Origin of the sequence: Planktothrix sp. FACHB-1355 (assembly GCF_014748295.1) — a bacterium.
In the GTDB taxonomy this organism is placed as follows: Bacteria; Cyanobacteriota; Cyanobacteriia; order Cyanobacteriales; family Aerosakkonemataceae; genus Aerosakkonema; species Aerosakkonema funiforme_A.
Window position 1 is genome coordinate 1 of the sequence record NZ_JACJUP010000166.1, and the last position, 8,628, is coordinate 8,628.

Consider the following 8,628-nt stretch of genomic DNA (forward strand, 5'->3'; position numbering starts at 1 on the left):
CCAAACATTTGCTATATTCCAGGGAAGTTGTGAATGTAAATCGATAAGTAGCCCTAGACTGTCCAGCAGTAGCGGGGCGCTGCGGCTGTCCGGATGCGGGTGTGTTTTGTGTCTGTGCGACGTAGAAGCGATGCGGAGCAATATTGTTTGGGAGTCGCCCATCAGTTTGACTGACTGCTGGAGAAGTTATTCCCAATAGTACAGCAGCTACATTTAAAAGAAAGGGTAACTTGATTGTCGATCGCTTGCTTGCTGAATAATAATTGATACTCATAATCGATGATTCCTCAATCAATTGAGTTTCATAGTTACCAACCACTGTCACCCCCAGGCTGAGATTGTGGAGTTGCAGGCTCGTCTGGGTTAACTCGAACATCAGAATCATCCGCAGGTTCAGGCTGTTGATTTCCGGAATTATCCGGAGTAACATCGCCAGAGTTATCTACAGGTTCTGGTGGTTGAGGAGTAGCAGCACCGTCAGTAGGTTGAAGACTTTGGATTAATTGCTGCGCTTTTTGATAAAAACGTCGATCGTCTTCATCGCGCATACCTTGTTGTTTGAGCAGGTCAACAGCTTTTTGCAAATCTTCGATCGCTCCGGGCCAATCTTGCAGTTGGCGACGCACAACACCGCGATTGTAATACGCTCTGGGTTCTTCGGGAACAAGCGCGACAACTCGATCGAAATCGGCAAGCATTCCCTCCGTATCTCCCAACGAGTTGCGAATTTTGCCGCGTTGGAAGAAAGCTTCAAAATCGTTAGGAGAACGAGTTAGATATTCGTTGAAATCTGCCAGCGCCCCTTCCTTATCCCGTTGGTTCCAGCGGGCAGCAGCACGGTTATAGTAGGCATTGGTATAATCTGGATTCAGCGTTATCGCTCGATCGTAATCTGCGATCGCTCCCTGCCAATCCTCTTGGTCAAAACGGATATTTCCCCTTTGCAAGAAAGCATTGGCTCTAGAAGGGTCGCGCTCGATCGCTTCGTTAAAAGATTTAACAGCTTCTTCTTTATTGCCTTGCGCTGCTTCCACCGCCCCCTTCTTTTCCCAATCAAACCCTGAATCTGGATTTTTGAGACGTTCGCTTGGGTTATCAGTACTGGGAGCGTTATCCCTTTTGATGTCAAGTTTACCCAACCCGTATTTTGATTTCTTTTCCCAAAAAATGTTGATCGGAACTGCGCCATTCCTATCCCCACTTCTCATACTAAAGCCGTCAGCTAATCCGATCGCACCACTCATTCCGTGAATGGCGATAACTCGACCATCCTTATCAAATACCGCGCCACCACTCATACCCACTTCGGTCTGAGCGTCGTAGCGCATCGTATAAGGCTCGAATCCTGGAGGAGAACCGACATTAAGGCGCTTGGTCACGACACCATCTGCAAATCTATATGGCCTTTGCGATCCGGATTTGCCCTGTATAGCCGGATAGCCAGATACAAAAATCAGTGCATTATTTTCGGCCTGATTCGCCGTCTCGGCTACCTTTACTTCTGGATAGGTTTTTTCGCTATTTCCAGTTGTAAATGTAACTATTGCCAAGTCAGACTCCACCACATCTCCCAGCTTGGTAACGCTTGTTACCTCATAGACCGGAGATCCCGGTTTCAAATTGTCAAAAGTACGAACAGTAAGCCGAGGCCGCTGATTACCAGATTTTTCGTAAGCTACTACGTGCAGGCAGGTCAGTACCGTGTAAGTATTGCCTTCTCGTTTGATAATTACTCCAGAACCTCCAAGACCTTCAGGGCTTTTACTATCGTTAGGATCGGCACCGCCTTTGAGATAATTAATCTGCACGGTCGCTGGATTCGCAATCTTGTAAACTGCTGCACCGATTTGACTGCGTTGGGCATCGGTTAAAGCAAAAACGGTTCCCTGAGAAAACAAAACTGCGGTTATAGTTGCTGTCCCAGCTAGGAGGCTAGAAGGAAAATTAAAAGCAGAAAAACTTACTTTCATAAGCTACTATCACTCGTAAACCAATTATGAGATGCCGCAATTTGGCAGAATTTTACAAATAAATATGGGAGGAAGAACCTGGGAACTTGGATAAATTCCCAGGCTTGAGGGGGCGATGCTAAAATTAACTGGGCTAAGTTAAAAACCCTCCTCGATCGTCTGACTACCACGAACCACCCTGACTGCCTCCCGTTTCAGGAGCTGGAACATCGTTAGAGTTATTTTGATTGCTGTTGCCTTCATCAGATGGGCTGACGTTCGGTGAAGCCCCAGCTTCATTCTCATCATCCACCGTTTCGCGACCACCTGCGGCGAAAGCTTCATCTACAGCTGCTTCCATATTTACAGTTGGTTCGTCATCTTCGGTTTCCCGCAGACTGGGAGTGTTAGCACCAGTACCGAAACGCAACAAACTGGATAGGGCTGCGCCAGGGTCTCTGATACTCTCTGGATTGGTGAGGGTAAACAGAGTATTGCTGTTGTTACAGCGCGATCGAGTATTGACGTAACAAATCACCGTTTGACCGTTGACCTTGCCGGTAGTCAGCAGCAGATTCCGCAAGCTGCCACCATTCTGGGCAACTGCATTTGTCAATCGCTGGGAGACTGTTTGGCAGCGCTGTTGTGGGGTAAACTCAGCGCTAACGTATCTTTCCCAAATAATCATCGGGGCTGAGGTTTTGCCTCCTCTTTGTGCAACGGTGGCATAGGCATTACCAGAGCGAACGCAGCGGAAGGTAGTGGAACTACTTTGGGCTTGGGCTTGAGTCTGGAAGACCGCACTACCGGAAAAAATAAGGGCAGTGACCGCAATAAGGTTACTAAGTGGCTTTTTAAACATAAAGTATATCTTTGGTAAGATTGCTTTTATGGGTTTATATATATTATGATGGTATGTTTAATTTTCATTGTCCATAAAAATCCGCTGTTAAAGTCAAATCTTGACCAAAAATTTATATTTGGGAGATGCAGCGATCGCCCAAACAGCCTCATCTATTTTGGTGGTGAAGAAAAATCGGTATTTTAACAAGATGCGATCGCTCTACAGCACACCAATGCAACGAGAGAAATTTCCCAAACTCCCAAAAGAGTATTAAGATAAGCACCCCTCACTACAGAACTGAGGGCACAATAACCATAACGAGACTAAGAGGTTCTGCGACTGATGCAGCCGATACGCACATTTAACGTTACACCTTCTCTACCACCGCGACTGGAACCCCTGCGGAAGCTAGCCTACAACCTCCACTGGGATTGGAACGTCGAAACCAAAGACTTATTCCGCCGTCTCGATCGAGACCTGTGGGAATCAAGTCGTCACAATCCAGTATTAATGTTGGGCACCATCTCGCAAACGCGATTGCAAGAACTAGCCGAAGACGAAGGCTTTATCGCCCAGATGGAAAGAGCTGTTCAACAGTTAGAGGACTACCACCATCGATTAACCTGGTATCACAAAAAGCGCAAACTGGGGCAACAGGTAAAGCAGATGGGGAGTATGGAAGGAGATGACTCATCTCAATCCAAAATCCAAAATTCTGAGTGCTACGTCTACTTTTCAATGGAATTTGGCCTTGCAGATTGCGTGCCCATCTACTCCGGCGGTTTGGGCGTCCTCGCTGGGGATCACCTCAAATCTGCCAGCGACTTGGGTCTTCCCTTAGTTGGCGTCGGATTGCTTTACCAAGAAGGTTATTTCAGCCAATTTCTCAACGCGGATGGTTGGCAGAGCGAACACTACCCGATCAACGACTTCTATAATATGCCCCTGCATCTGGAATGCCATCCAGATGGTACAGAAATCAGGATTGAGGTAGATTATCCAGGTCGCAAAGTTTACGCTCGCATTTGGCGTATCCAAGTAGGAACCGTACCGCTATACCTGTTGGATACAAACATTGATGCCAATGCCAGCCAATACGACCACGATATCACCGATCGATTGTACGGCGGCGACATCGATATGCGAATTCACCAAGAGATGATGCTGGGAATTGGCGGCGTGCGGGCGTTAAGGGCGCTGGGGTTGAAACCGACCGCCTACCACATGAACGAGGGACACTCGGCCTTTTTATCCCTGGAACGCATCCGCGTACTGATGCAAGAAGAGGGATTGAGCTACGCACAAGCTACCGCAGTTGTCAAGTCGAGTAGCATTTTTACCACCCACACCCCCGTGCCCGCAGGGATCGACTTGTTCCCGCCAGACAAGGTGATGTATTACCTGGGTTACTACGGCGATGGTTTTGGTCTAAAGCGAGAAGAATTTTTAGCATTAGGACGGGAGGAAACGGGCGACCTGACGGCACCTTTCAGCATGGCAATTCTAGCCATTAAAATGGCGACATTTGTCAACGGGGTTGCCCAACTGCACGGCGTCGTGTCGCGATCGATGTTTAAGGGATTGTGGCCGGATTTACCTTTGGAAGAAGTGCCCATCACAGCCATTACTAACGGCGTCCACGCCCGCAGCTGCGTGTCTCCAGTCATGCAAGGTTTGTACGATCGCTACCTTGGCCCTCGATGGGAACGGGCGGGAAGTACCGACCCCCTGTGGGAACGGGTGACTTCGATTCCCGATGAAGAATTGTGGCGCTATCACGAACGTTGCCGCGCTGAGTTGGTAGTATTTGTGCGGGAGCGATTGGCCCAAAAGCTGCGCGATCGCGGTGCCTCCCCAGCCGAAATCGGCCATGCAGGTGAAGTCCTCGACCCAGGCGTCTTGACAATTGGCTTTGCTCGTCGTTTCGCTACCTATAAGCGGGCTACCCTGTGGATGCGGGATAGGGAAAGGATTAAGCGAATTTTACAGGCCAACAAAAAGCGCAAGGTGCAGTTTATCATCGCCGGTAAAGCCCATCCCCACGATATTCCAGGCAAAGAACTGATCCGCGAAATCAACCACTTTATTCGCGAAGAAGGAATGAGCCGCAGTGTCGTATTTATCCCGGATTATGACTTGCACGTAGGGCGGTTGATGGTGGCAGGTTGCGATGTTTGGCTGAATACACCCAGGCGTCCGCGAGAAGCATCGGGCACCAGCGGTATGAAGGCATCGATGAATGGACTGTTAAATTTGAGCGTTTTGGACGGTTGGTGGGATGAGGCAGATTATGTCCGCACCGGCTGGCCGATCGGTCACGGGGAAGATTACGATGACCTTAACTACCAGGATCTTGTCGAAGCGAACTCCCTATACGAATTGCTGGAACAGGAAGTGGTTCCTTTGTTCTACGAACGGGATACGGAAGATATCCCTCGCGGTTGGGTGAGCAAAATGAAAGATGCGATCCGCTTAAATTGTCCTTTCTTCAATACAGCGCGGATGGTGCGGGAATATGGGACGCGGGCGTATTTTGCGGCGAGCGATCGCTACTTTACAATGACAAGAGAAGGATACAGACCAGCCAGAGAGTTAGCTGATTGGAAAAATAAGCTGTTCGATCGATGGTACAAGATGAAGATCGAAAGCATTGATGTATCTGGGGGAAGCCAAATCCAGGTAGGCCAAACTATTAATGTTAAAGCGCGAATCGATCTGGCGGATTTAAGTGCTGATGACTTGCAAGTACAGCTTTACACCGGTTTGGTGAACGCCAGCGGAGATATTGTCAATGGTGTGCCAGCTGTGATGGAATACCAGGGTCAAGATCCTCAGTCCGGAACAAGCATTTACACAGGTAACATTACCTACACCTATAGCGGTCTACAGGGAATGTCTCTGCGTATTTTGCCGAAACACGAATATCTCAGCAGTCCCTACGATTTGGGATTGATTCTCTGGGCACAATAACAAGAAAGGGAGAGGGGTCAAAAGTCAAAAGTCAAAAGTCAAAAGTCAAAATTCCTCTTACCTCTTCCCTCTCCCCTCTTCCCTCTTCCCTCTTCCCTAACCCCTAGCCCCTAGCCCCTCTTCCCTCTCCCCTCTTCCCTCTTCCCTAACCCCTAGCCCCTAGCCCCTAACTCCTATCTCCTATGTCAAAAGTATTAGTTGTGGACGATCTAGCTACCGAGCTAGAAATTATATGCCGAATTTTACAAGAGGCGGGAATTTCTGTCGATCGAGCTAGCGATGGAGATGAAGCGATCGCCCGTATCCAGGAATCGCCTCCCGACCTTGTTGTTTTAGATGTCGTGATGCCACGGATGAACGGGTTTGAGGTAGTACGAGAACTGCGAGAAAACCCAAAAACCAAACACTTACCAGTGGTATTTTGCTCCCAAAAAAATACTGAAATTGACAAAATTTGGGGCATGGATATGGGAGCAGATGCCTATATCACTAAACCTTTTGACCCGCAACAATTAATCAACATCGTTAAAAAGCTAATGGGTAATAACTAATAGTTAATATTTGGTGGTTATTTTGGGAAAAAAGATTGGTAATAGCCAATAAATTACATCAAAATCCAAGCAAAAAAAGAACATACTGTCTTAGCAATGGCTAACGATCGATGACTAAATTCATTATTTTTGGTCAAGATAAAAGCTTGTTTGCTCTCGCTCTGGCTTCAGTTCGAGAAGTACTTTTTTTTAATCAACAACTCATTACACCCGTACCGAACACTCTCCCTTTTGTGCTGGGAATAACCAACCTGCGGGGTGAAATTATAGCAGTAATGGATTTCGGTCATTTTATCGGTATAAAAGATCGTGGCTTGTCCGGTCGCTTAAAAATATTGCCGCCGCACCAGCCCGGTACAGTTGATTGGCATTCGCCCGACTGTCGTATTCTAGTAGTGGAAGCTCCCGATCCTAACGATGTAAGACTATTACCGATGCGGATGGGATTGGCGGTTTCCTTTGTAGAAGGAGTGGTACACCTGAATACCGATCGCATTGTATCGGCACAAGAGGTTAGTGAAGAATTAGCTCCTTTCTTGCGTGGATTATATGAAGATCGGGGTCGTCTGCTGATGATTGTAGATATAGAAGCGATATCGCTAACGCGGGATCGGTGGGTTAGTCCAATCGTGGTGTAAGTTTATCCAAACGCTTGGTCATCATCGATCGCTGTTCGGGAAAAATGGTTCTTTAGTTTTGAGGATGCCTAGCGGAGGAGCTTTATTTAATATGGAATATTATGTCAATGGAAGAGACGAACGAATGACCCATGAGCGTATCGCTCGGCTGCAAAACTTATCTAGGAAAGCCAGTATTGCAGTTATAGCGATCGGCTGCACAGTCATCCTGGGTTGGATGTTTAACATTCCCCTTTTTAAAAGCGTTTTCCCCGCTTTAGTCAGTATGAAAGTCAATACTGCCTTATGCTTTATCTTGGCAGGTGCAGCTTTGTGGATATGGCATAAATCTCAGGGGATGGAAGAGAGGAACAACTCCACTTTGTCCCACGAGGAGGGGAGAAGGGCAGAGGGACAGAGAGACAGAAGCGAACAGGAGATTTCCCACTCTCCAACTCTGAATCTGCGACGCTGGGTGCAAGTGTGTGCGGGTGTCGTTTTGTTAATCGGCTTGCTCACATTGTTACAGTATGCTTTGCAAAGAGACTTTGGCATCGATCAACTTCTGTTTAAAGACTCAGCAAAGGCTGTCGGGACTTCTGCCCCCGGTCGGATGGGTGCCAATACAGCTGTGAATTTTGTTTTCTTGGGCTGTGCGCTGCTATTTTTAGTGGGAAATTACACTAACTATCAAGCAGCTCAAATCTTGAGCTTAGCCAGTTTTTTCGTAGCCTTTGTAGGGTTGTTGGGCTATGCCTATAGCATCTCATCCCTTTACGGGATAAATTCCTACACGCAAATGGCTTTGCACACAGCGGTTACCTTTTCGATCCTCTGCATAGGTATCCTGTGCGCCTGTCCGGACAAAGGGGTGATGAGCGTTTTCACAAATCAGAATGCGGGGGGTATGATGGCTCGGCGTCTCGCTTCCGCAGCGATCGGCATTCCTCCTATCGTCGGTTGGTTAATTTTAACAGGATATCGCGCCAAAAACTACAACACCGACCTTGCCATATCCCTGCAAGCAGTTTTTAACGTAGCAGTTTTTGGCGCGATCGTTTGGTGGACTGCCAAAACCCTAAGTACCCTCGATCTCAAGCGCCAGCGAGCTGAAGAGCAACTTCGTGCCCTGAATGCGGAACTCGAACAACGTGTGAATGAACGGACGGCAGAGTTAACTCATTCCAATAATGAACTCCAACAACTGCAAAATGAATTAAAGATGCGTCAGTACGCTCTTAATGAAGCGGCAATTGTCAGCGAAACAGATACAAATGGCACTATTATTTATGTCAATAAAAAGTTTTGTGAAATTTCTGGATACAGCAGTGAAGAAATGTTAGAGCAAAACCATCGCCTGGTTAACTCAGGGCATCACCCCCAATCATTTTTCGCAGATATGTGGATAACCATTTCTCAAGGTAAAGTATGGAAAGCCGAAATCAAAAACAAGCGTAAAGATGGCTCATTTTATTGGGTTGATTCTACAATCGCACCTATATTCGATGCCAATCATCGGATTATTAAATATATTAGTATCCGCTATGATATTACAGAACGAAAACAAGTAGAAGAAAGATTGCAAAAATTGGCAGCAGAACGCCAAGCGGAAGCAGATTCGCTCACCCAACAAGTGCTGAAGTTGCTCAATGAAATCAAAGGAGCCGCCAAGGGAGACTTAACAGTACGAGCGCAAG

The 8,628-nt window shown here is 47.3% G+C and carries 8 protein-coding genes; 5 read left to right on the forward strand and 3 right to left on the reverse strand.

Translation table 11 applies throughout. The features are described from left to right. The 3 genes from H6S82_RS10015 to H6S82_RS10025 all read right to left on the reverse strand — a co-directional run. Nucleotides 1–274 (reverse strand): hypothetical protein (locus tag H6S82_RS10015; RefSeq protein WP_191056187.1); only part of this gene is annotated, 274 nt, incomplete at its 3' end. Between the two features lie 34 nt (nucleotides 275–308). Further along, the gene (locus H6S82_RS10020; protein ID WP_190468799.1) at nucleotides 309–1,970 is read right to left on the reverse strand and encodes a tetratricopeptide repeat-containing serine protease family protein; all 1,662 of its coding nucleotides are present in this window, start codon (nucleotides 1,968–1,970) and stop codon (nucleotides 309–311) included. Between the two features lie 163 nt (nucleotides 1,971–2,133). After that, a complete protein-coding gene (locus H6S82_RS10025; protein ID WP_190468797.1) occupies nucleotides 2,134–2,811 on the reverse strand; it encodes a COP23 domain-containing protein in 678 nt (225 codons plus the stop codon). 100 nt (nucleotides 2,812–2,911) lie between these two features. Between H6S82_RS10025 and H6S82_RS10030 the strand changes: the two genes are divergently transcribed. The 5 genes from H6S82_RS10030 to H6S82_RS10050 form a co-directional block, all read left to right on the forward strand. Beyond that, nucleotides 2,912–3,067, forward strand: a complete 156-nt coding sequence (locus tag H6S82_RS10030) for a hypothetical protein (protein WP_190468794.1) — start codon at nucleotides 2,912–2,914, stop codon at nucleotides 3,065–3,067. A gap of 68 nt (nucleotides 3,068–3,135) precedes the next feature. Then, nucleotides 3,136–5,763, forward strand: coding sequence for an alpha-glucan family phosphorylase (glgP, locus tag H6S82_RS10035; RefSeq protein WP_190468791.1), 2,628 nt, complete (start codon nucleotides 3,136–3,138; stop codon nucleotides 5,761–5,763). A 182-nt stretch (nucleotides 5,764–5,945) separates the two neighbouring features. Next, on the forward strand, nucleotides 5,946–6,314 hold the full coding sequence (locus tag H6S82_RS10040; protein WP_190474809.1) for a response regulator: 369 nt from the start codon (nucleotides 5,946–5,948) through the stop codon (nucleotides 6,312–6,314). A 110-nt stretch (nucleotides 6,315–6,424) separates the two neighbouring features. Continuing rightward, on the forward strand, nucleotides 6,425–6,952 hold the full coding sequence (locus H6S82_RS10045) for a chemotaxis protein CheW (protein WP_190474807.1): 528 nt from the start codon (nucleotides 6,425–6,427) through the stop codon (nucleotides 6,950–6,952). 91 nt (nucleotides 6,953–7,043) lie between these two features. Next, on the forward strand, nucleotides 7,044–8,628 hold a 1,585-nt coding region (locus H6S82_RS10050), incomplete at its 3' end, for a PAS domain S-box protein (RefSeq protein WP_242056890.1).